The sequence below is a fragment of the Novosphingobium sp. BAM6 genome (assembly GCF_057784955.1).
The window spans coordinates 21,552-44,259 of record NZ_JBYNTR010000003.1 but is presented as its reverse complement, the minus strand read 5'-3'; the positions used below and the strand labels follow the sequence as shown (position 1 = coordinate 44,259).

16 protein-coding genes are annotated in these 22,708 nt (G+C 64.2%); 8 read left to right on the top strand and 8 right to left on the bottom strand.

Annotation, left to right across the window (positions count from 1 at the left end; all coding sequences use genetic code 11):
• The first annotated feature begins 57 nt into the window (after window positions 1-57).
• Window positions 58-876 carry a hypothetical protein gene (locus AC3EC3_RS12185; RefSeq protein WP_488489886.1) on the top strand — a complete coding sequence of 273 codons (819 nt, stop codon included), beginning with the start codon at window positions 58-60 and terminating at the stop codon, window positions 874-876.
• Between the two features lie 8 nt (window positions 877-884).
• Here AC3EC3_RS12185 and AC3EC3_RS12180 read toward each other — a convergent pair whose 3' ends face one another.
• A complete protein-coding gene (locus tag AC3EC3_RS12180; protein ID WP_488489885.1) occupies window positions 885-3,056 on the bottom strand; it encodes a TonB-dependent receptor in 2,172 nt (723 codons plus the stop codon).
• Window positions 3,057-3,295: 239 nt separating this feature from the next.
• On the opposite strand from AC3EC3_RS12180, the gene pyrC reads away from it, so the two are divergent.
• Window positions 3,296-4,333, top strand: a complete 1,038-nt coding sequence (gene pyrC / locus AC3EC3_RS12175; protein ID WP_488489884.1) for a dihydroorotase — start codon at window positions 3,296-3,298, stop codon at window positions 4,331-4,333.
• 272 nt (window positions 4,334-4,605) lie between these two features.
• Here pyrC and AC3EC3_RS12170 read toward each other — a convergent pair whose 3' ends face one another.
• The gene (locus tag AC3EC3_RS12170; protein WP_488489883.1) at window positions 4,606-5,082 is read right to left on the bottom strand and encodes a hypothetical protein; all 477 of its coding nucleotides are present in this window, start codon (window positions 5,080-5,082) and stop codon (window positions 4,606-4,608) included.
• 601 nt (window positions 5,083-5,683) lie between these two features.
• Between AC3EC3_RS12170 and AC3EC3_RS12165 the strand changes: the two genes are divergently transcribed.
• The 4 genes from AC3EC3_RS12165 to AC3EC3_RS12150 all read left to right on the top strand — a co-directional run bounded on the left by AC3EC3_RS12165 (window position 5,684) and on the right by AC3EC3_RS12150 (window position 10,255).
• Window positions 5,684-8,176, top strand: a complete 2,493-nt coding sequence (locus AC3EC3_RS12165; protein WP_488489882.1) for a putative bifunctional diguanylate cyclase/phosphodiesterase — start codon at window positions 5,684-5,686, stop codon at window positions 8,174-8,176.
• A gap of 96 nt (window positions 8,177-8,272) precedes the next feature.
• Complete coding sequence (locus tag AC3EC3_RS12160; RefSeq protein ID WP_488489881.1) at window positions 8,273-9,025, top strand: acyl-CoA thioesterase; 753 nt, start codon at window positions 8,273-8,275, stop codon at window positions 9,023-9,025.
• A gap of 87 nt (window positions 9,026-9,112) precedes the next feature.
• Complete coding sequence (locus AC3EC3_RS12155; protein ID WP_488489880.1) at window positions 9,113-9,535, top strand: MbcA/ParS/Xre antitoxin family protein; 423 nt, start codon at window positions 9,113-9,115, stop codon at window positions 9,533-9,535.
• A gap of 18 nt (window positions 9,536-9,553) precedes the next feature.
• The gene (locus AC3EC3_RS12150; protein WP_488490068.1) at window positions 9,554-10,255 is read left to right on the top strand and encodes an RES family NAD+ phosphorylase; all 702 of its coding nucleotides are present in this window, start codon (window positions 9,554-9,556) and stop codon (window positions 10,253-10,255) included.
• Between the two features lie 11 nt (window positions 10,256-10,266).
• On the opposite strand, the gene AC3EC3_RS12145 is transcribed toward AC3EC3_RS12150, so the two are convergent.
• Window positions 10,267-11,619: a voltage-gated chloride channel family protein gene (locus tag AC3EC3_RS12145; RefSeq protein WP_488489879.1), complete on the bottom strand. Its 1,353-nt coding sequence runs from the start codon at window positions 11,617-11,619 to the stop codon at window positions 10,267-10,269.
• Between the two features lie 219 nt (window positions 11,620-11,838).
• Between AC3EC3_RS12145 and AC3EC3_RS12140 the strand changes: the two genes are divergently transcribed.
• Window positions 11,839-12,375, top strand: coding sequence for a hypothetical protein (locus AC3EC3_RS12140; RefSeq protein WP_488489878.1), 537 nt, complete (start codon window positions 11,839-11,841; stop codon window positions 12,373-12,375).
• A 38-nt stretch (window positions 12,376-12,413) separates the two neighbouring features.
• Here the strand turns inward: AC3EC3_RS12140 and AC3EC3_RS12135 are convergent, their stop codons facing one another.
• From AC3EC3_RS12135 to AC3EC3_RS12120, 4 genes are all read right to left on the bottom strand, one after another.
• Window positions 12,414-13,469 carry a glycoside hydrolase family 43 protein gene (locus AC3EC3_RS12135; protein WP_488489877.1) on the bottom strand — a complete coding sequence of 352 codons (1,056 nt, stop codon included), beginning with the start codon at window positions 13,467-13,469 and terminating at the stop codon, window positions 12,414-12,416.
• On the bottom strand, window positions 13,466-14,998 hold the full coding sequence (locus AC3EC3_RS12130; protein ID WP_488489876.1) for a glycoside hydrolase: 1,533 nt from the start codon (window positions 14,996-14,998) through the stop codon (window positions 13,466-13,468). The genes AC3EC3_RS12135 and AC3EC3_RS12130 overlap by 4 nt, the downstream gene beginning before the upstream one ends.
• An 11-nt stretch (window positions 14,999-15,009) precedes the next feature.
• Window positions 15,010-16,437, bottom strand: a complete 1,428-nt coding sequence (locus tag AC3EC3_RS12125) for a glycoside hydrolase family 27 protein (protein ID WP_488489875.1) — start codon at window positions 16,435-16,437, stop codon at window positions 15,010-15,012.
• 197 nt (window positions 16,438-16,634) lie between these two features.
• Entirely contained in the window at window positions 16,635-17,345 is a 711-nt protein-coding gene (locus AC3EC3_RS12120) for a FadR/GntR family transcriptional regulator (RefSeq protein WP_488489874.1), read from the bottom strand.
• A gap of 178 nt (window positions 17,346-17,523) precedes the next feature.
• Here AC3EC3_RS12120 and AC3EC3_RS12115 point away from each other — a divergent pair, with 178 nt between their 5' ends.
• Complete coding sequence (locus tag AC3EC3_RS12115) at window positions 17,524-20,787, top strand: glycoside hydrolase family 2 TIM barrel-domain containing protein (RefSeq protein WP_488489873.1); 3,264 nt, start codon at window positions 17,524-17,526, stop codon at window positions 20,785-20,787.
• 45 nt (window positions 20,788-20,832) lie between these two features.
• Here AC3EC3_RS12115 and AC3EC3_RS12110 read toward each other — a convergent pair whose 3' ends face one another.
• A complete protein-coding gene (locus tag AC3EC3_RS12110; RefSeq protein WP_488489872.1) occupies window positions 20,833-22,434 on the bottom strand; it encodes a DUF5597 domain-containing protein in 1,602 nt (533 codons plus the stop codon).
• Between the last annotated feature and the right edge of the window lie 274 nt (window positions 22,435-22,708).

The window sequence follows — 22,708 nt, the reverse complement described above, 5'->3', positions numbered from 1 at the left end:
GCTGGTCTAAGTCCTGAAGGTCCATCGGATGTCACATTCCCCAGAGCTGGCCACGCGATGACCCGCTACTCCGCCCAGATTATCGACGCCCTGTTCGAGGCTGTCGAGAACGACGACGTGGTCGACCCTGTCGTCAGCCTGCCGGATACCATGCCGGTGAACTGTAGTCGCCAACAGATGCGGGCCTGCCTGGACCTGTGCATTCAGTTCTGGACCGAAGGTACGCAACGGGCAAGCCTGCTGGCGTTGACCGGTGCCTTAATTCGGACCGGTACGCTGACGCCCGAGGCGCGCCGCACCTTCAAGCTGATCCGCGCGCGCTACAAGCACCTGCGCTTTGCGCTGGTGCTTTATGGCGCCCGCCACAAGGCCCCGCTGATGTTCCGCACCACAGTCGTGGTGATGGGGCTGCTGCAGGACGCCTTCAAGCTGGAGCGCCGGGCCGCCACGATCTGGTATGCGTTGCTGCTGCGGGTGCTCGCATCGTGGCCGGTGTGGATCGGCGTCCGGCGCGAGGTCGCCGATGTACCACTGGACAGTGCCGAGGGTTTTCGACGTTTCCGCAAGGAAGAAATCGACCGCTTGCGGCTATGGCTGGAAACGCCCGACCTCAACGCGCACCGCTTTCACGCGATGCGCAAGGTCGCCAGTCGGCTGGTCTCGTTCTACGATACCGCGCGAATTCTCGAACCCGATGAGGATGCCTATCGCCTTTCCCGCTACCTCAGCGCAATCAACGGCCTGATGGGCAGCCTGCACGATGTGCTGGTCGCCGAAGCGGCGGCAGGCGAGCGGGACTATGACAACGATCCCGTGGAATTGCCGGCGGACATCCGCCAGCGCCTGACGGCGCTGGCCGAAGCCTATCCGGACTGAGTTTTGGCTTACAGGTCCACCTCGATGCTGGCCATGACCGTGCGCGGTGCGCCGAGGTAGGCGGTGTTCGCACCCGGACTGCCAACGATGTTGCCGTCCGCGATCGACGAGTAATAGCGCTTGTCACCCACGTTGATGACGTTCAGGCGCGCCACTTCGTCATGCCCGAACCAGTGAGCGGCGTAGCGCGCGCCAAGGTCCACCGTAGCGAAGGCCGGGGCATAGCTGTTGCCGATGTTGGTCGCCGCACGGTTGCTTTCGTAATGCAGCGTGCCGGTAACGGCAAAGCCCTTGGCGAAGGCCGGGTGATAATCCGCTGTCAGGTCCGATTTCCAGTGCGGCACGCCCACCACGCGGCCATTGTCGGTGCCCGGCACGATGGCATCGACAAGACGCGCATCGAGATAGGTCACGCCGCCCAGCAGACTGAGCGCGGGCGTCACCTCGCCCTGCCCGAACAGTTCCGCACCCCAGTTGCGCTGCGTGCCGACGACCGCGAAGACATTGGAGGTCGCATCCGTCTGCGCCAGCGGACGGGTCATGCGGAAGCCCGTCGCGGTGATCAGGAACCCAGGCAGCGGCGCATACTTCGCGCCGATCTCCACCTGCCGGTCGCGGTAGGGGCTGAGAATCTCGTTCGCGTTCGCAGTGCCGGAAGGCGCCGTCTCGCCCTGCTCCACGTCGCTGGCATATGTCGCATAGAGCGTGACATTGTTCAGCGGCTTGTAGAGCAGGCTGACGGTGGGGCTCAGCACGCCGCTTTCGCTGTCGTGGCTGGTGCGCGTGCCCGCCGCGTTATAGCTGCTGGAGGTCAGGAACGAGGTGCTCATCACCGCCTGGAGCGAGATCTGGTCGGTGAAGTGCACGGTATCGGCCGTCACGATCGACTGCACGAACATCCTGCCGCTCTTGTAACGCCCGCCGGTCGCCGGGGTGGGCTTGTCGGGCAGGATCGCGGGATCGGAGAGGTTCGATGTGCCCAGCGTCACCGCGATCGAGTTGCGGTTGTTGTATTGCCCCAGCACGAAGCCGTTGGTGCCCAGCGACAGGTCGTTCTTGAGGCCCAGCAGCGTCACGCTGCCGGTCAGCGAGGCGGTATTGCTGACGATGTTGAAGCGCGAGACGGCGGTGAAGTTCTTGGTGACGGTATAGTCGCCGTTGTTGTCGGTCAGCGTATTGGTGATGCCGTAAAGGCCGCGATCAGCATTCTGATAGAGCCCGCCGATTTCGAACTTCCAGCCATTGCCGAAGTCGTGGCGCAGCTTGGCAAGGCCGGTCGCGGTCTTGAGGTCGGTCCCGGCCCCCGGCTGGCCATAACCCTTGCGCGTCGCATCCATGGCGGCAGGCAGGAGCACGGACTGCGGGTTGAAGTAGACGATGCTGCCCGGAAGGCCATAGGCCTGCGTGCGGTAATAGCTGCCGTCGAGTTCCAGTACGGTGCGGCTGTCGATGTGAACGTCGCTGTCGAGCGCGACCAGCGTGCGGTTGGCATGGCTGCCGTCCACCCAGCTTTCGCCCTCGCCGTGCAGCGCGTTGAAGCGCACGCCCACGACATCGGAATGGTTCGATGCATCGACCGCACCGGTCCACAGGCCCTGCTGGTCGAAGCTGCCGATCACGCGCAGCATCGGGGCCGCTGTGGGGCGCTTGAGCTGGTAATCGAACACACCGGCGGGCGACTGCGGGCCGTAGAGTGCGCCCGAGAGGCCGTTCAGCACCTGGATGCCGCCCAGGTTTTCCGCAGCGATGGCAGTCGTGCCGATCACGTTGAGGCCGTCAAGTCGGGTATCCTGCGCAATGCTGCTCTGGAACCCGCGCGACTGCGGGCGCGAGACTTCCAGCCCCTGTTGGTCGCGGATCTGCACCGAGGGCAGATAGCGCAGCGTGTCGTTGACGGTGCGTGCCTGCATGTTGACGATCAGGCTTTCGGGAACGGTTGTGACCGAGGCAGGCGTATCGAGAACATCCTTCTCGCCCAGCGGGCCGAGATCGGCCTTCGGCGCCGACCAGACGGGGATTGCACCATAGGCGCCCTGCCCGGTCACGATGATTTCCGAACCGTGCGGCGTTGCCGAGGTCGCCTCGTTCGACTGCGCGAATGCCAGCGAAGGCAGGGCGAGTATTCCTGCCAGCGTACCGCCCAGAATGGCGGCTTTTCGGGACGTCAAATTCGGGATCATGGCAACTCTCGCTGTATATGTTCTGATATATTTCGAGGGCGCATAGAGCGTGTGTCTGCAATATGTAAATGGTTGCATCTGCTACTTGCGGCATTTTTCGGCGCCCCGTCGCAGGAATGTCACGCCCTTTGCAGCCCCATCCCGTGCCCATCCCATGCCCTGATCCACGTCCGATCAGGACGCCCTATTCCCACGGTCCATCTCGACGCTGAGCGTGCGAGCGTCTAAGGGGGCGTTCCATGACCACTACGCTCACGATCCGCCGCCCCGACGACTGGCATGTTCACCTGCGCGACGGCGAAATGCTGCGCGCGGTCGCCAACCACACCGCACGCCAGTTCGCCCGTGCGATCGTGATGCCGAACCTCTCGCCGCCAGTCACGACAGTGGATGCAGCCGCCTCCTATCGCGACCGTATCCTCGCAGCGCTGCCGCAAGGTGCCGCCTTCACGCCGCTGATGACCTGCTATCTGACGGATAGCGCGGACGCCGCCGAAATCGCGCGCGGTTACGAAGCCGGGGTGTTCACCGCCTGCAAGCTTTACCCGGCCCACGCCACCACCAATTCTGCCCATGGCGTCACCGACATTCGCGCACTGACGGACGTGCTGGAAACCATGCAACGCATCGGCATGCCGCTGCTGATCCATGGCGAAGTCACCGATCGCGAAGTCGATATCTTCGACCGCGAGGCCGTGTTCATCGAACGCATTCTGACGCCGCTGGTACGTGATTATCCGGCACTGAAGATCGTGCTGGAGCATATCACTACCGCCGATGCCGTGGATTTCGTGAACGCATCGGGCGCGCAGATCGCCGCCACCGTCACGCCGCAGCACGCGATCATCAACCGCAACGCGATCTTCGATGGCGGCATCCGTCCGCACGCCTACTGCCTGCCGGTCGCCAAGCGCGAGCAGCACCGTCTGGCCGTGCGCAAGGCGGTGGTATCGGGTTCGCCCAAGTTCTTCCTCGGCACCGACAGCGCTCCGCATTCCATCGACCGCAAGGAATCGGCCTGCGGTTGCGCGGGCATCTTCAATGCCCCTTATGCGCTGGAAAGCTACGCGCAGGTGTTCGAGGACGAAGGCGTACTTGACCGTCTGGAAGGCTTTGCTTCCGAGCACGGCCCGCGCTTCTACGGCCTGCCGTTGAACGAGGGCACGGTCACGCTGGAGCGCGTCGAGGTGGCCGTACCGGAAAAGATCGTCGAAGGGGCGATCGACCTTGTGCCGTTCCATGCTGGCGAGACGCTGCGTTGGCGCATGGTCGACTGATCCTGAGGCCATTTGAGCAGCAAGCGCATGAAAAGTAAGCGCGCGAGAGGGAAACCGGCAATCCTTGCCCTCTCGCGAAGCTAATCGCCCCTGCCGAAGAGTTTTTCCGGAATACGCCGGCAGGAGCGAAGCCTGACCAATCCCCGCAGATACGGAGAAACAGGTGCCCCTCGTTCGCACAGGATGCATCTGCACTCAAGGGAATAGACAGCGGCCTGCACATAAAGCGCGCAGGTGGTCGATGAGCCAGTTCCGCTCTGGCTGGCTCAGACCTAGCCGGCGCGCATCGCCCCGCGAACCTCTTCGCTTACCGTGTAGACCGCCTGCCGCTGGGCGCCGCGATTGGCATGATCCACACGATAGCCCTGATAATGCCGGCGCACGAGCCCGGCGCGCACAAGCTGCGAGACGGCACGGCTGACATTCGTTCGCCCCGACAGTCGAATGCGCTCCGCAACGCCTTCCTCGATGGCACGATCCGCCGCCTCCGGATCACCGGGCATTTCTCCCTTTGCTTCCAGTTCGGCGCGAACCCTGCCCGAAATCGCCAATCGGCGCGGATCGCGCTGGGCGACCGGGGCGAGCGCTTCGCACAGCCAGTCACGCACCGGGACATTGCGCTCGCCGTCTCGTACCCACGGGCCTGCGGAACCGGTACGGGCCGCCGCTTGCACGATCAGGTTCAGCACCATGAAGCAATAGCGTGGACGCTCGCAGTCCCGGCTCAATCGTTCGAGAATGCCCGGCATGTCGAGCCGACGTTCCGCGGAGGAGTTGCTTGTCCGGTCGGATCTGCCGTGCGTGGCACTTTGCCGGGGAAGCCCTGGCCCCGGAGCACCACTTTTGGGTGAAGGCGCCGGAACCGTGCCCGAGGGCAGCGGTGAAAAGAGGTCAGGCTGGATCATCCTGCGGATTCAAGCACACCGCGAATCCGATGTGAATCCCCAAAATCTGCCGAGTCGCCCACATTGACGCATTAACCAGCCGTGGCACTTCACCAATGCCGCTGCGGTAAAGTGCCATAGATGTGCCTCAAGGCCGGAGAGCCCTTTGACCGCAGCTGCCGATGCGCCGCCACTCGGAACAAGTGCAAACCGGCGCTTCTCGAGCACCGGGAAAGTTTCCCTCTGGCGGGCGATGGTTCCAGCTTTCGCCCCCTCGGCGAAGGCCGTCCTTGATACTCTTTCGATATCGGCGGGCGATATGCAGTCTGCTTCCGGGCCTTGCTTCGGTAACAACCTGCAGGCTTTCGGGGGCGGTCCGGCTCCATGGCGCACTCACCACCGGTTTCATTAACCTTTTATACCGGGATTTTGGCTAGGGTTTGATCGACTTTGGGGGTCGGTCTTGATGCGTTGGGTCTTGTTCGTACTGTCGGTGCTGGCAACGGCGTTCGCGTGGCTTACGCCCGCGCAGGCTGGTATCGTGCGTCTGCGGCAGGACGTTTGCTATGCAACGGCGCCGCTCGATATGCAGGTGAGCGCGGTTGCCGTATCCGCGCTTGGGTACGACTGCTCCAGGGTGCCTGCACACGACAGCTACGCCAACGGCTGGGTCTGGCTGAAGCTGCGCGATCCGCAGGCCTTGCGCGCGATGCCGCAAAACTGGCAACTGTTGCTGGATCAGACCCGCCATTCCCGCTTGACCGTCATGGCTGTTCTGGTTTCCGGAAAAACCACCAGCGAGACGATCGTGCCCGGCCAGACCGGCTCGCGCTGGATGCTGGGCGGCACGATGCGCATCGCCATGGCGCATCCGGGCCGCGATGTCAGAGCGCTCTACGTCGGTTACCAGCGGCTCGACGATCTCTCGCTGATGCGCAAGATTTCCGCCGCCAGCCCGGCCTCCGCCTTACGGCTGAACGGCTTGTGGCTGTGCTTGATGGGAATGTTTATCGGCGCCATCCTTTCGGCTTTTGCCTACAATCTGCTGATCTATCTCGGGCAGCGCGCGGCGTTCCAGCGCTGGTATCTGGTGTGGTGCATATGTGCGCTGGGATATGGCCTGATCTGGACCAACATGGCCGCATTCGTCCTGCCCGGTCTGGTCGGACCGCCAGCCGTGCGGATGGATTACCTGTTCGTCTCTGCCCTGATCGCCTGCGGCAACATGTTCTTCCTGACCGTGATCGAAGCGGGAATCCTGCCGCGAGGATTGATCCGGGCCGGACGCTGGCTGGCGCTCATCAATTTTGCTTTGGGGACCATCACCGCGATCGGGGTCGCGCCGAACGCGCTGACGATGGATCGCTGGCTCAACATCGTTTTCGTGGCGAGCGCTGTGTGTCTGGGCAGCGGCGTGATCATCGCCATCCGGCGCCGCAGTCGCGTGGTGTGGTTCTATCTGATCGGATGGACCCCGGTGCTGGCGGTGTTCATCCTGCGCGTGGCACGCAATTTTGGCATCGCGCTGCAGGACGACACGATCGACATGGGCACTTTCGTCGCTCTGGGCTTCGAGTGCGTGGCGCTTTCGCTGGCGATCGCCGACCGCTTCCGACTGCTTGGGCGAGAGCGTGACCGCGCCGAGCATGAGCGCCATGCCGCAGAAATCGAACGCGAATCCTACCGCCGCGCCGCACAGACCGATTTTCTCACCGGCCTTGGCAATCGGGCTGCCTTTCATGCCGAACTGCGCGCGCTGGGTGAAACCGGTAACGGCGCGCCCTTCAGTCTGATGCTGATCGACGTCGATCATCTCAAGGAGGCGAACGACCGGCTTGGCCATGACGGCGGTGACATGCTGCTGGAGAATGTTGCCCGCGGCCTCATTTCCGCAGCCGGAAACGGCGCGCTTGTGGCACGGACCGGGGGGGATGAGTTTGCCATCCTCGTTCCCGGCACCAGAGCCCGTGCGGATCTGGTCGAACAGGCGCTCGAAGCCTTGCAGGGCACCGCGCTGGTTCACAATGGACGAGCCTGGACGCTGTCGCTGAGCATCGGTCGTGCCTGCTGCCCTGCAGATGGCACCGACGGCGAACTGCTGGTCAAGAACGCTGACCTCGCGCTCTATGCCGCCAAGCAGCACGGGCGTCGCAGACTGGTGGGCTATCAGCCGGAATTACGCGCCGCACTCGACCAGCGACTGAGCTTCGGGCAGGAGGCCGCGCAAGGCATCGCGCGCGGCGAGTTCTCGCTCCACTTTCAGCCCATCGTCGATATGACCTCCGGCCTTGTGACCAGTCACGAAGCGCTGCTGCGCTGGCAACACCCGGAACATGGGCTGATGACGCCCGCCACCTTTGGAGAAATGCTCGACGACCGCACGGTAGGCGTCGAAGTGCAGAAGCACGTCATCGACCTCGCAATGGCGGCCATGCGCGATCATCCCGAACGGATCGGGCGGCTTTGCGTCAATCTCAACGCGGCGCAGCTCGACGGCCCGCACGCCGCCAACCGGCTGCTGGCGCGCCTGCGCGAGAACGGCATCGCCCCGCAGCGGCTCTGCGTGGAAGTAACCGAGCAGGTCGTGCTGGACCAGACGATGAGCCAGACCGTGGAAGCGCTGAACGTGCTTCACAGCGCTGGCGTGCATCTGGCGCTGGACGATTTCGGCACCGGCTATGCCTCGCTGATCCACTTGAAGACGCTGCCGTTCGATGTGCTCAAGATCGACCGTTCGTTCACCTTCGGGCTGTTCGAGGACGATGGCCAGAGCGAGGCGATCGTGCGCGCGATCATTGGCCTCGGCAAGGCACTGGGCAAGCCGGTTGTCGCAGAAGGGATCGAAACCGAGGCCCAGCGCGCCCGCCTTTCCGAAATGGGCTGCGAGTACGGGCAGGGCTATCTCTTCGCCCGGCCCATGCCGATTGCCGAGATCATGCCCGCCGCCTGCGCGGCCTGAACCGCGCCATCCCGCCCGTTCCGCCTGATGGAGACACATCGGCAACTGCGCAATCCGCACTTGCAATCGATGCCTATCCATGGCCTTGCGCGCTCCATGACCGAGAGCCCCTCCCCCATCGTCATCGACCGCCCGGTGCGTCTGATCGACACGATCTTTCCCGGCGAGACCAACCACCACGGCACGCTGTTCGGCGGCGTCGCGCTGGCGCATATGGACAAGGTGGCCTTCTTTGCCGCCACGCGCCATGGCCGCGCGCCCTTCGTCACTGCGCGTTCTGAGCGGATCGATTTCGAGGCGCCGGGCCGCATCGGCGATCTGATCGAGGTGACGGGCCGCGTCGTGCGTGTGGGCAACAGTTCGCTCGACGTCGAAGTGGAAGTCTTCGCCGAGGAGCCCCTCACCGCCGAACGCCGCCGCTGCACGCGCGGGCTGTTCACGATGGTCGCGGTGAAAGGCCCCGATACCCGCCTTCCGCTGCCCCCGCTGGTCGAGGAGCCCGATGTCGAGGAAGCCCCCGGCAACCTGCACATGGTCGAGATGGTGTTTCCCCAATCAACCAATCACTACAACACGCTGTTCGGCGGCGAGGCGCTGAAGATGATGGGCAAGGCGGCTTTCGTCGCCTCCACCCGCGCCACGCGTCAGCCGATGATCATGGCCGCGTCCGACCGTATCGACTTTCGCGAGCCGATCCGCGCGGGCGAGATGGTAGAGCTTGTCACCCGCATCCAGTCCGCCTCGGACACCGGCGCAGTAGTCATGGTCGAACTGTGGGCAGAGGAACTGCTGACCGGCGCACGCCGCCATTCGGCCACAGCCCGCTTCACCATGGCACGCTACGGATGATCGCATTTCGGGTATGATCTGGCCGGGCATGATCTTGACGGATGTTCAGATAATGAACATATTAGGCGTTGGAAGGATAATCCGATCATGGCCAGTCGTGCCCGTCCCCATGCCGCTGCCCCTGTCGCCGATGCCGCTCCGGCAAAGGCGTTCTCGCGCAAGGATCTGACCGGCCCGGCGCTGCGCACCTTCTTCAGGATTGCCGAAGCCTGGGGCCTGAAGGAGGCCGAGCAGATGCGCCTGCTCGGGCTCGACAGCCGCTCGACCCTGCAATCGTGGAAGCGCGGCGCGGTCTCGGCGCTGTCGAAAGATGCGCTGGAGCGGATTTCCTACGTCATGGGCATCTACAAGGGGCTGCACGTCCTGCTGCCGCAGACCGCCGACGAATGGGTGCGCAAACCCAACAGCGCCCCGCCGTTCGGCGGGCGCTCGGCTTTGGAGCGCATGCTTTCGGGACAGGTCGCCGACCTCTACGTGGTGCGCCAGTACGTCGATGCCCAGCGCGGCTAAACCGGGCCTGCGATGACCATGCCTGAGGACATACCCGTCACGCCGGTCCGCTGGATGCCGTGCTATCGTATCATTCCCAGCCGGTTCCCGCCGATCTCGCTGTTCGAGGCGGTCACCGATCCGGCCGACCTCGAAGCCGTCTACGCCATCGAGGCGTTGACCAACGACCGGTTGCGCGAAGAGGCGGGCGACCTGTCGCAAGTGCCGCCCGAAGATCGCGTGTCCGGCCCCGGTTCGTCCGCGATCATGGCCGCCTTCACCCACATCAACCGGCAGGGCGACCGCTTTGCCGACGGCACTTATGGCGTGTTCTATGCGGCCCGCTCGGTGGAGACCGCCATCGCCGAGACGCGCTTTCACCGCGCCGCGTTCCTCGCCGCCACGGCCGAGCCCGCACAGGAGATCGACATGCGCGTCTACGCCGTCGATCTCGCCGCCGACCTGCACGACATCCGCGCGCTGAAGGAGCCACAGCCCCGGCTCTATGCGAAGGACGACTATGCCGCCTCGCAAGCCTTCGCGCGGGGGCTACGCGATGCAGGGGCCGACGGCATCGTCTACCGCTCGGTCCGCGACGAGAGTCGCGAAGACGGGGCCGGCGAATGCGCCGCCGTCTTCCGCCCGCGCCTGCTCGCCGCCTGCCGACAGGAGCGGCACTTGTGCTACGTCTGGGACGGCCAGAGCATCGCCACGATCTATGAAAAACGGGCGCTGGATTGAGGCCCGGTTCCTCACTCCTCCCTCACCCGCGCCTCGCGCAAGGTGACGGCGGGCGCCAGTGCGCGGCGGCGGGACTTGGGGACGGCGACGCGCTGCGAGAGGTAGATGCCGTTGTGCCCCGAGCACAGGTAGGCGGTGAAGCAGGCCACGGTGATCGGCACGGCCTGGGCGGCACCGAACAGTTCGATGCCCATCAGCACGCAGGCCATCGGTGTATTGGCGGCCCCGGCGAAGACGGCGACGAAGCCGAGCCCCGCCAACAGGTCCACCGGCACGCCCATCGCCTGCCCCAGCGCATTGCCGAGCGCGGCGCCGATGAAGAACAGCGGCGTCACCTCGCCACCCTTGTACCCGGCGCTCAGCGTGACGACGGTGAACAGCAGCTTCATCGCCCAGTCGAACTGTCCCTGCGGCCCCGCAAAGAAGCTGGAGATGGAGAGGCCGCCCGGCGTTGCGCTCATGACACCAAGGCCCAGATAATCGCGCGTCCCGAAGACGAAGGTGAGCGCGATCACGGCAAGGCCGCCGATCGCCGCGCGGAGCATCGGATTAGGGACGCGACGTTTGAGGAACCCGCCGAGCACATGGTTCGCCTCGGCAAACAGCAGCCCGGCGAGGCCGAATGCCACGCCTGCCACCACGCACTTGGCAAGCAGCAGCGGCTCCACCTCGAAACCGCCGGAGATGACGGGTGTAAGGATATGATAGGGCGTATGGTCTATGCCCCAGGCGCGGCAGCTCCAGTCCCCCACCAGTGCGGCGAACAGGCAGGGGCCAAGCGCGGCGTATTCCACGCGGCCCACCATCAGCACTTCGAGTGCGAAGACTGCGCCAGCCAGCGGGGTGCCGAACACCGCGCCGAACCCGGCGGCGACCCCGCCCATCAGCAGGAGGCGCGTGGCGGGCGCATCGAGCTTCAGCCAGCGGCAGAGCGTTCCGGCAAGGCTCCCGCCCAGTTGCACCGCGGTCCCCTCGCGCCCCGCCGAACCGCCCAGCAAATGCGTGACAATCGTGCCGAGGAACACCAGCGGCGCCATGCGCAAGGGCACGCCGCCGCCCGGCTCGTGGATCTGCTCGACGATCAGGTTATTGCCGCCCTCGGCCCGCCCACCCCAGAAGCGATAGAGCCCGGCGACCAGCGCGCCGCCCAGCGGCAGCAGGTAGAGCAGCCAGGGATGTTCGAAACGCAGGCGGGTCACCGCTTCGAGGCTCCACAGGAACGCCGCGCAGAGCGTGCCGACCGCCGCGGCCATCGGCCCCAGCAACAGCGCCCAGCGCAAGGCGCGCACGACATGGCGGCCATTGTCGGCCAGCGACAGCGCGGCTTGCAGAGACTGGATCAGGTTGGCAAACGAAGCACGCACGATTCCTCCTTCCCGCCGGATGGCGACAGTCAGGAATCATCGTCCCTTGCAAGGGCGGTTCGGCACGGCTTTCCTTGTGAAAGCGCGGATGCCCGGCAGAAATCCATTACCGTTGCTGCGGCAATTGCCCCGCGGCGGAGACACTGTCAACAAGAGAGCACAGAAATGCACGCAAAGGCATCTGTGCGGGTTTGCGACAATCAGTTACAGATGACCATCATGCGCCATTCGATTCCGACTTGCCTGCTGTCCTGCCTCGCGATCGTGGCGGCTATTCCTATCGTCGCTATGGCGCAGATCCCGGCTCAGGCTCCCGCTCAATCATCGACAGGCGCGCCTGTAAGCGCCCTTCACCGCCCCGCGCCGGAAGCGACCCGCGTGCTCGATCAGGCCAGCGCGGAAAAGCTGCTGCGCAACACCGGGCTGACGCTTCAGTGGATCGACTGGAACACGCGCGGCAGTGCCGTGATCACACGCATGGGCACCCCGAAAGGCGACGAGTGGCGGTTGCGCGGCGCACAGGCGCAGGCAGGCGGACCGGGGCGCCTGTTCCTCGACGGCACGATCACCGAGATCGGCAAGGACTACTTCACCTTCAAGGGCCTGATCTCGATCGACAGCACGCCTGACAAAGGCCGCCGCTGCACCAGGGACAAGACCTGGCGCTTCGCCATCACCCAGAACCGCCCCTACTACCGCCTTCGCGAGTTCGAATGGTGCGACGACCTGACGGACTATATCGACATTCACGTGTAATCAGGCCCGTCTGATCGGGCACGCTTGGGGGAAGCCTCTCACCCCCCGTCCCAGTCGGTCCGCTCACGCACGACCTCGACCCGGTCGCCCGCATCGCGCATCTCATAGAGCTTGCCGCGCGCGTTCCTGAAAGGTCGATGGACCACCATCATCAGCGTGCCGTCGAAGCGGCGGAACAGCATGCCGTGGCCGCTGTCCTGCCGCACCAGCGGGGGAAGCTGCTCCCACGGCCCCTCGATCTGGCCGGTCGTCGAGCGCGCAAGGCCCTGCACGTAGCCGTTCGGATCGTAGCTCGACCATAGCATCAGCAGCGTGCCGGTACGGGTCCGGAACAGTTCCGGACCATCGGTGACATAGACGCCGGGCTGCCCGGCATCCGGGCGCTTCACCCAGGGGCCGGACGAGGCATGGAACAGCACGCGCGAAGGCCCGGCCGAGGTCAGCCGGTCACTCAGCGGCATCGCCTCGATAGTCCCGTCGCCCACCTGCACCCACTCATGCGCATAGACCAGCCACGGCTTGCCCTTCGGATCGACATAAAGCGTGCCGTCGAGCGTCATCGTGGATGGATCGACCAGCGGCGCGCCATCGTTGCGCAGGGTGAACGGGCCGGAGAGGCTGTCCGCCGAGGCCAGCAGTGTCGAGCGCCGCACCGGGTGTCGCTCCACGCCGCTGCTGTCCCGCGTCACCGGCAAAGTCTTGGCATCGTTGTAGAACGTGGCGAAGAGATACCAGCGGCCCTTCCAGCGATGCACTTCGGGTGCCCAGGCGCCTTCGTTGGCCCAGCTATCCTTCGGCAGCGCAAAGACCACGCGCGGACGCGTCCAGTGCGCCAGATCGCGACTGGTATAGACCATGATGCCCAGACGCGGATCGCCGCTCATCTTCGCGATATTGCTGGTGTAGAGGTAGTATGTTCCGCTCGCCTTGTCGGCGACGATCCAGGGATCGTGCAGCGGCATGTCGGGCAGGCGAAGCGGCGCGGCCTGCGCGTCGGTGGTCGCGCGAGGCGGAGCGGCCCCCGCCGCCAGCGAAGCTCCACCCCCCACCAGTGCCAGCGCAATCGGGGCCAGCGCGATGAGCGCCCGCCTCATGCGCAAGGCCCCTTCTCGCTGCCCTTCGTCAGCACCAGCGTCGCGATCGCGCGCGAGGGCACGGTGGTCCCTGTCATGCACGCCGCCTGATGCGTGGCATCGGTAACGACCATGCTCACGCGCCAGCCCTTGGGCACTTCAAGCCTTCGGGGTGACAAGCCTGCATTGACATGGACCATCACCAGTCGCCTGCCATTGGGAGAAAGCGCGCCTGCGGTGTCCATGTCATCCACCGGAATCAGCCGGTCGCCGGGCCGGATATAGCGGCTGAACTGCGCCATCGCCCAGTATTTACCGGTCACATGGATCTGGTGCGGCCCGCTGGCAGGAGAGGCCATGTCCGCCTTCACCAGCCCCCAGTTCGAGCTGGGCTTGCCGTTGCCCCCGCTGATATTCTCCACCGCCTGCCAGAACACCCAGGCAGACGGTTCCAGCCGCTTGAGGTCGAGCACCACATGCTCGGCGAAAGCGAGCGGCGAGGCCATGCCGGTGTAGGTCTCGGGATCGCCCGAAAGCGGGGTGTCGTTCTCGCTCATCCACAGGCGGATGCCGCTGGCGGTGGCAATGTCGCGAACGGCGGTCTGGTGAACGGTGCCATAGGAATGGACGTTGAGCTGGCCCACTTTCGCACGGGCAGCGGGGCTCCAGCCCGCCCAGTCGCGCAGGAAGGTGTGCGAATTGGTCTCATCGCTGGCAGCGATAACGGTCGCGAGGCCATGGCGGCGCAGCGCGGCATCGCTTGCCTCTATCATCATCGATTGGCGCTGCGGACTCCAGTGCGCGCCCTCCTGCGTATTCGCCGCGTACCAGTAATCGGTATTGGGCTCGTTCACGGGCGAGAGTGTGCGGAACACGATGTGATGGCGCTTCTGCAATTCGTCGATCACGCGCGCGAGATACTCGGCGAAGGCACCCTCCTTGCCCGGTTGCAGGTTGTCATCGGTGGCCTTGTCGGCGCCGGAGACGCGGCCCGAAACGGTCATGAACCACGGCGGCGAGTTCGAGAACGCCTCGAAGATGGGCGCCTTCACCCGCTCGCGGATCGCATCGAGCCACCAGCGCTGGTTGGCATCGGCCTGCCAGTTCCACTGCGCCGGATCGTCCGGGTTCCACCAGTCGCGCCCGGTCGCGCCTTCGGGCTTCTTCCAGAAACCGGGCACCGCCGCGCCGGTGCGCAAGTAGGGCTCGATGTCCTGCGCATTGCCGCCGCCGATATTGTAGCGCGCGATGGTCCAGCCCAGACCATCCTTGCCATAGAACAGATCGGCCAGACGATTGCGCTCGGCATCGGGCCAGCTGCCGGTGACATTGGCGAACCACGCGAGCGCCGTGCCCCAGCCCTCGAAGGCACCACGGCGATTGCCCGCCTCCTTCGCCAGATCGGGGCGCAGCGTGATTGTGAGCGGCGGATCGGCCGGGAAGTGCTCGTCGGGTGAAGCATCCTGCGCCAGCGCGGGCGTGATCAGCGCCGTGCCCAGCAGCAGCGTTGCCAGCGTGCGGGTGATCGTGCGGGAGTTCGTTCGTGCCATCCTCGTGCCCCTCATGCGCCTGCGAGCCGGTAAAGCGCCGCGCCATGCGCTGCGATCCTGTGTTCCACACGTCCCCTCGCCGAGCCGACATCGGCGCGCGCCCACAGGTCGCGCTGCCGCACGGTGCCCGAAAGGCCGAGCATTGTCAGCGAGATGCCGACAGTGCGGGCCTCATCGGCGGGATTGAACAGCGCCAGATAGGTATCGCCGTTTTCCGCCCGCGCAGACCAGATCCGCGCACTGTCATCGACGAAGTGTGGACGGTTGCCGGACGAGCGCTGGTTGACCGCCAGCACCTCCGGATTGGTCAGCAGCGCCAGCGTCGGCGCATCGAGATGGCGCAGATCGCCGCCCATGATCAGCGGGGAGCGGGCGATGGACCACAGCGTCATCAGCGTGCGCTGTTCGTCGGGCGTGAACAGGGTATCGCGCGCACCCAGCGCCAGACGGCCCAGCGGCAGCATGTCGGCATCGGGCCAGGCACCCTCGCCGTCCGGGCCGACACCCATGTAGGGGTTCCAGTTCTCCAAACGGGTGAACTGTGCCTCCAGCAGCGGCCACTTGTCCCAGAAATCGTCGGAAATACGCCACATCCGCGCGTGCTTGCGGGCATGGTCGCCCCGGATCACCGGTGTTTCGCCGGGCGACATCGAGAGGATCATTGGCCGTCCGGTCTTGGCAATCGCGCGGTCGATCGCCTCGATCTCGGCGGCATGGGCATCGTAGGGCCGCGACAGGTCATCGACCTTGACGAAATCGACGCCCCACGAGGCGAGCAGCGCGAACACGCTGTCGTAATAGGCCTGCGCGCCGGGCTTCGTCATGTCGACGCCGTACATGTCCGGGTTCCACGAACAGGTGCTCGTCGTATCGGCGATGGCGCGGGCCGTTGTCGATGTGCCCAGCACCGGCAGGTCTCGCTCGACGGCAAGGCGCGGGATGCCGCGCATCAGGTGGACGCCGAAGCGCAGGCCCAGCTTGTGTACCTTCTCGGCCAACGGCGCAAAACCGCGCCCGTTCGCGGCCGTGGGGAAGCGGTTCGGTGCAGGCAGAAGACGGCCATGGTCATCGAGCGTCGGCACCGGCTTTGCTGCATATTCATAGCTGGAGGCGTGGGGTTCGTACCACTGGATATCGACGGTCAGGATATCGTAGCCGAACGGCAGCAGGCGTTGCGCCATGATGTCCGCCTGCTCCAGCGTTTGCGCCTCGGTGATCGTGGTGGCGAAGCTGTTCCACGAATTCCAGCCCATCGGGGGACGCGGCGCGAGCGGCTTGCGCCTAGCGGTACCTACGCCTGTCGCGGCCTGTGTCAGCGAAGGTGCCAGCGCACCGGCAAGTCCCGGCACCAGTGCAGCCCCTGCCGATACGCCCAGCATCGCGCGACGCGACCATGCGCCTGAAGCCCGGTCCTGCGACCGGGTATTGTCGTTTGCCATAACGGCTCCCTTCCCGAAATTGCCCTCTTATTTGTAGGACAATATCGCGATCGCACGGGAGATCAAGCGGGGAGTTCGCAGGCGGGATTTCCAGGGAAGCGATAGGACGATTCTCCGGGGGCAGACCGGCCTCGATCCAGCCTCCACCCCCTCTCTACCCCCCTTCTAGCCTGCCTTTGCCCCACTCTAGACCAGCTCTAGCCCTGCAAAACCGCCTCGGTATCGCGCTCTGCTAGCTGAATCAGCTCAACCGTGGCGGCCCGGGCCCTCGCGCCGTCGCCTTCAACAATGGCTTCGAACAGACGGCGGTGCTCCTCGATCGGATCGCGCGGACGCCCCGTCTTGCGGATCTTGAAGTGCGTGGTCCAGCGCACTGCCGCGCCGATGATCGCAGCCAGATTGATGATAAGATCGTTGTCGGTCGCTTCCAGAATCGCAGCGTGAAACTGCTGGTCCGCCATCTGCCCTTCGGCGCTCTGAAGCGAATGCGCAGCCATCGTTTCAAGCGCATGGCCCATTACAGAAACTTGCGCCGCCGTCCGCTTCTGCGCGGCCAATTCGGCGGCGGCAGGCTCTACCATCAACCTGAGCTCAAACAGGTTTTTCACGAAGCCGGGGGACGGTTCCCCCTCGAACATCCACTCCAGAACGTCCGGGTCCAGGGTGTTCCATTCACGCCGGTCACGCACGCGGGTGCCCAGCTTCGGCTTGCTTTCGACCAGACCCTTCGCCGCCAGCATCCGCAGCGCCTCGCGCACCACCGAGCGCGATACGCCCTGCTGCTCGACGATCTCGAACTCACCGGGCAGCACGCTGCCGGGAGGATAGACCCCGGTGACGATCGCCACCCCGAGCTTTCGCGATATCGTCGTATGCGCCGGCTGCCGCCGCTCCCGCGCTCCGCTCACATTCTTATTCCCTGCAAATTGATCATTTGTATTTGTCAGCCAAGTAGAGGCCAGTTTTTTAACGCAGGCAACGGATTTCTGCGAATCCTCCCGGTTGATTTATCCCCTCTCCTATATAATGTCCGACAAGAAATGCATCGTCGACAGGGCGATCACACAACAATCGGGGGAGAATATCATGCGGATCCGCACAGCCGCCATATCCATCATAGCACTTTCCGGCGCGCTCGCCAGCGCGTCGAGCGCAGCCCCACAGGAAGGTCCTCGGGTCGAACCCGTCCAGATCGATCCTGCACGTCCTGACTGGGAAAACCCGGCGATCCAGTCTCGCGGCAAGCTGCCCGCTACAAGCACCGGGTTTCCGTTCGAAAACCGCGAATTGGCGATTGCCGGAGATATGAGCGCCTCGAAGCGTTACCTTTCGCTGGACGGCACCTGGAAGTTTCATCTCTCGTTCGCCGATCGCTTGCCGCAGGGCTTCGAGGTGCCTGCATTTGACACTTCCAGCTGGAAAGACATTCCGGTTCCCGCAGACTGGCAGGCGCAAGGTTTCGATCAGCCACGCTATAACAACATCACCTATCCTTTCCCCGCCGACCGTCCCCTGATCCCGCACGCGACCGACCCGGTTGGTTCCTATCGCCGCGAGGTGCAGGTTCCGGCCGACTGGCAGGGCCAGAATCTGGTCCTCCACATCGGCGCGGCAGGCTCGGCCTATTACGTATGGGTAAACGGAGAAAAGGTTGGATTCTCCAAGGATTCCAAACTCCCGAGCGAATTCGATGTCACACGTTTCCTGAAACCCGGCGCCGGCAATACCATCGCCGTGCAGGTGTTCCGCTGGTCGGACGGCAGCTATCTGGAAGATCAGGATTTCTGGCGCGTCTCCGGCATCGAGCGTTCGGTGTACCTCTTTGCCCGTCCGCAGACCCGGATCGACGACGTGTTCGTCCATGCAGGACTCGATGAGAGCTACCGCAATGGCAGGCTCTCCGCCGATTTCACCATCAGCCCCGGTACGGCAGCAACCGCCCGGATGGTGCTGCTCGATGCCGACAAGCCCGTATTAACCCGGCAGACTGCGATCAAGGCCTCGGGCACGTCCCGAGCGCTGTCGCTGAGCGCGGAGGTCCCCGGCGTGCGCGCGTGGTCGGCCGAGACGCCCAACCTTTACACGCTCGTCACCGAACTGGTGGATGCCAAAGGACAGGTGCTTCAATCTACCTCGCGCGATGTGGGCTTCCGCAAGGTCGAAATCCTCAACGGCTTGGTCAGCGTGAACGGCAAGCCGATCACCATTCGCGGCGTCAACCGGCACGAGCATGATCCGGAGACCTTCCACGTCATCTCGCACGCATCGATGGAGCGCGATATCCGCTTGATGAAGCGTAACAATATCAATGCGATCCGCACATCGCACTATCCCAACGATCCGTACCTCTACACGCTGGCGGATCGGTACGGGCTCTACGTCATGGACGAGGCGAACATCGAGAGCCACGCCTACATGGACTATGCCAACAAACACCCGGAAGATCGCGCGAAGTATCAGGTCGGCTTCGATCCCGCCTGGCGCGAAGCACACGTCAGCCGGGTTTCCAACATGATCGAGCGCGACAAGAACCACCCTTCGGTCATTTTCTGGTCGCTGGGGAACGAGGCCGGCATCGGCCCCAATTTCGAGGCGGCCGCCAAAGCGGCGAAGGCGCGCGATCCGGACCGTCTCGTCAGCTATCTGGGCTGGGGCACATGGGACGGGATCGGCGATCATCGCCCCAACTGGTATGCCGACATCTATGCGCCGATGTACGATCCGGCGGTGAAGATGGCCGACTACGCCACCAACTGGAACTTCAAGCAGCCGATGATCCAGTGCGAATACGCGCACATGATGGGCAATTCCGGCGGCGACCTGCAGGAATACTGGGATACCGTCCACGCGCACCCGGACAAACTGCAAGGCGGCTTTGTATGGGACTGGGTGGACCAGTCGATGTATCGCTATACCAAGGACGGGCGGCGCTACTGGGGCGATGGCGGGGAATATGGCCCCAATCCCGGCGGCGATATCGAGTTCGGGGACGGCCTGCTCCAGTCCGACCGCACGCCGAACCCCGCTCTCTATGAATTGCGCAAGGTCTATGCCCCGGTCACCTTCGCCGGTTTCGATCCGGCTACCGGCAAAGCGAGCCTCACCAACCGACAGGATTTCCTCGACACCTCGGACTTCGATTTCGAATGGCAGCTTGACGAGGATGGTGTGCGGATCGCCGGGGGGACACTCAATGTTGCGCAAGTAGCGGCGCATGCCACCGGCGCGCTTTCGCTCCCGCTGGCGGGGATCGCACGACGCGAAGGGCACGAGTATTTCGTCACGGTTCGCGCAAAGGCGAAAGCGGGCGCCATTCCGCTGGTGAAAGCCGGAAGCGTAGTGGGCTGGGAGCAGTTCGCGCTGGCCCCGCCCGCAGACCGTCTTGCTACGCCGGCAGCGGGTTCGGTCACGTTGGCGAGCGCAAGCGGCGACCTCACGCTGTCGGCGCGGGGAACGACGCTTTCCATCGACCGCGCGACCGGCTTGGTCGAGAATTACGCGGCCAATGGCGCGGCGCTGCTTTCCGGCGGCGCTCCCAACTTCTGGCGCGCGGTTACGGACAACGACATCGGCATCGGCACAGACAAGCAACTCGCCGTCTGGAAGACGCTGAGCATCCAGCGCAAGGTGCGCAGCGTCACCAGCCGAAGGCTTGCCGACGGTCGCGGCGAGATCGCCGTCGCCTACGATCTGGGGGCAGGTGAAGCACGCTTCACCACAATCTATACGATGGACGGCGATGGTTCGGTGGACGTGGCGGGCAAGCTAGAGCCGATCGCCAAGAATCTGCCACCGCCGTTCCGCGTTGGCCTCTGGTTCGATATGCCTCAGGACTACCGCAACCTCGAATGGTACGGACGCGGGCCGCATGAGAGCTATGTCGACCGCAAGACATCGGCCCCGATTGGCCTGTGGCGCGGAGCACTCGCGGACCAGGCCCACGACTATATCCGTCCGCAGGAAACCGGCAACAAGGTCGATGTGCGCTGGATGGAAGTCGGCACAGCGCCGGGATCAAACGTGAGAGGCGTGCGGATCGAGGGCGATCATCCGCTGATGATGAACGCCCTCGCCTTCCCCTATTCCGACCTGTTTCGCCGCACGCCCGGCACCTGGAAGTCGACCGATATCGTGCCGCACGGCAATGGCTCGCTGCTGATCGACAGCGCGCAATGGGGCGTGGGCGGCGACACGCAGTGGAGCGAATTCGGCAAGCCGCTGGAGAAGTATCGCACCAAGGCCGAGCCGACCGAAGTGCGTTTCCGCCTGACGCCGTATCACGGCGCGGGCACGACGCCCGACAAGGCTCTCGACGCCCGCGAAACCGGCGCAGAAAGCGAGAACGACTGAACGAAAAGGAGCGCCGCAGGTTGCCCTGCGGCACTCCTTTCTCGGTCACTTGACGATCTGTACCGTCACCATCAAGGATCCACCTTCGGGCGGCAGGATCAGGCCGAACGCGGTTTCATCACCATTCAGCGTGCGCTCGACGATCCACTGGCCATCCTTGAAATTCCCCTGCTCGACGCGAACGAGTTCGACGTGACCGGCAGTGCCCAGCTTGGGTGCAAACAGCAGGTTTGCAGAAGCGCCTGTCAGCAAGAACCTGTCCGGCCCGGCCTGCGCAACGATGACCCGCCCGGAAAGATCGGCATTGCCTTGCCCGCGCGGACCACCATAGCCATCGCGCACCGGCCCGAAACGGGCTACGGCATCGAAGCCATCGAAATCCATTGGCACATTGGCCATGCCGTCTTCCTCGATAGCTGCGCGCACATGTCCGGCATCGCGCAGTGGCAGCAGGAACGGAGCCGCCTCACGCAGCAGGCCATAGTCTAGAGCGATGGGCTCGACTTTCGGGTTGTTTCCATCAAGTCCGAAACTCTCGTCGATCCCGAACTTGGAAATGCCCACCGCATACGGGCGTGAAAGCGTCCAGAAAGCATGCCGCGCATGCGCCATCGTCGCGCCGGTTTCCGGGACATAGAGCGGATTGCCGGGAATGTCGTAAGCCTCGGCGATTTCAGTGTAGGGGGCTACGTTGGTGTCATAGTTGTCGACGCCGACCACATCGATGGCGGGGGCGAGCGCCTTCCATTGCGGCAGGAGCCAGGACACCGCGCCGCCACTGGGACTGCTGTCTCCGGGGTGCAGCAGGCCGGGCTGCTGGCGTGGCCAGACATTGACGTAAAGCGGCAGGTCGTACGCCTTGCGTCCTGCGGCTGCGACGGCACCGATATAGCGCGCGGTGTAATAGGCCATGAAGGCTTCCGGCGCCCGCTCGGCATAGACGCTGCTCCACGAGCCTCGGGATGGCTGCTTCGACGCCGATGCCATCGCATCGGGCACCGTGCCATCGAACAGCGCCTGTGCGGCAGGGGAATGATCCCGATCGGCGCCCAGCGTGCCTGCCTCGTTCTCCACCTGCACCATCACCACAGTCCGCTGGCGCGCATCCACCGCCTTGAGGTGCCCCATCAATGCCGTGAACGCCTTTGCATCGGCCTGTTCGCTCGCTTCGCTGATCGGAGAAAGCGCATCGATGGCGTGTCCGTCGGCATCGACTACACGGGGGAAGCGAACGGTGTCGCGCTTCACCCAGGCCGGGACATAGGACATCTTGGCGTTCTTCCACGTGCCGAACCACAGGAACGCCACGCGGACTTTCTGGGCGCGGGCCTCCGCTATCATCGCATCGACTACCGAGAAGTCTAAATGCCCCTCTTCAGGCTCGATGGTGTCCCAACCGATAGGCACCATAACGGTATTCGCGCCACTACGCGCAATGGCAGGTGCAAGCGTATGGAACTGCGCGGGAAATCCGCTGGAGTTATTGAGCTGGATGCCAAGGACCAGGAATGGCTTGCCATCCACGGTAAAGCGCGGCTTTCCCGAAGGTGTAGCAACGAACCTGCTATCGGGCTGCGCTACCTGTGCCTGTGCAGCTTCCAACGACAAACTGGCTGCGGCGAGCAGCAAGGCGATGCGAGTACGCAATATAGACATAGATCCGGACCTCTCCCGATAGCCGCAAACATTGGCGGCCTTTGATTTGTCTTACTAGTTGCAGCCGGATGTACGATTCGCAAGATGGTTTGCGTTGCAAGAGCAATGTTGCATTGTAACATAATCACAACAAAACGCTCAAAATTCGTGATTTAACGCTGCTGCGCCGATGTATCTGCACACATAAGCAACGATTTGGAAATATCATACTTGTCTGACAAGATAAGCACCACTAATCTCGACGACAACGAATCAGGCCGGCAAA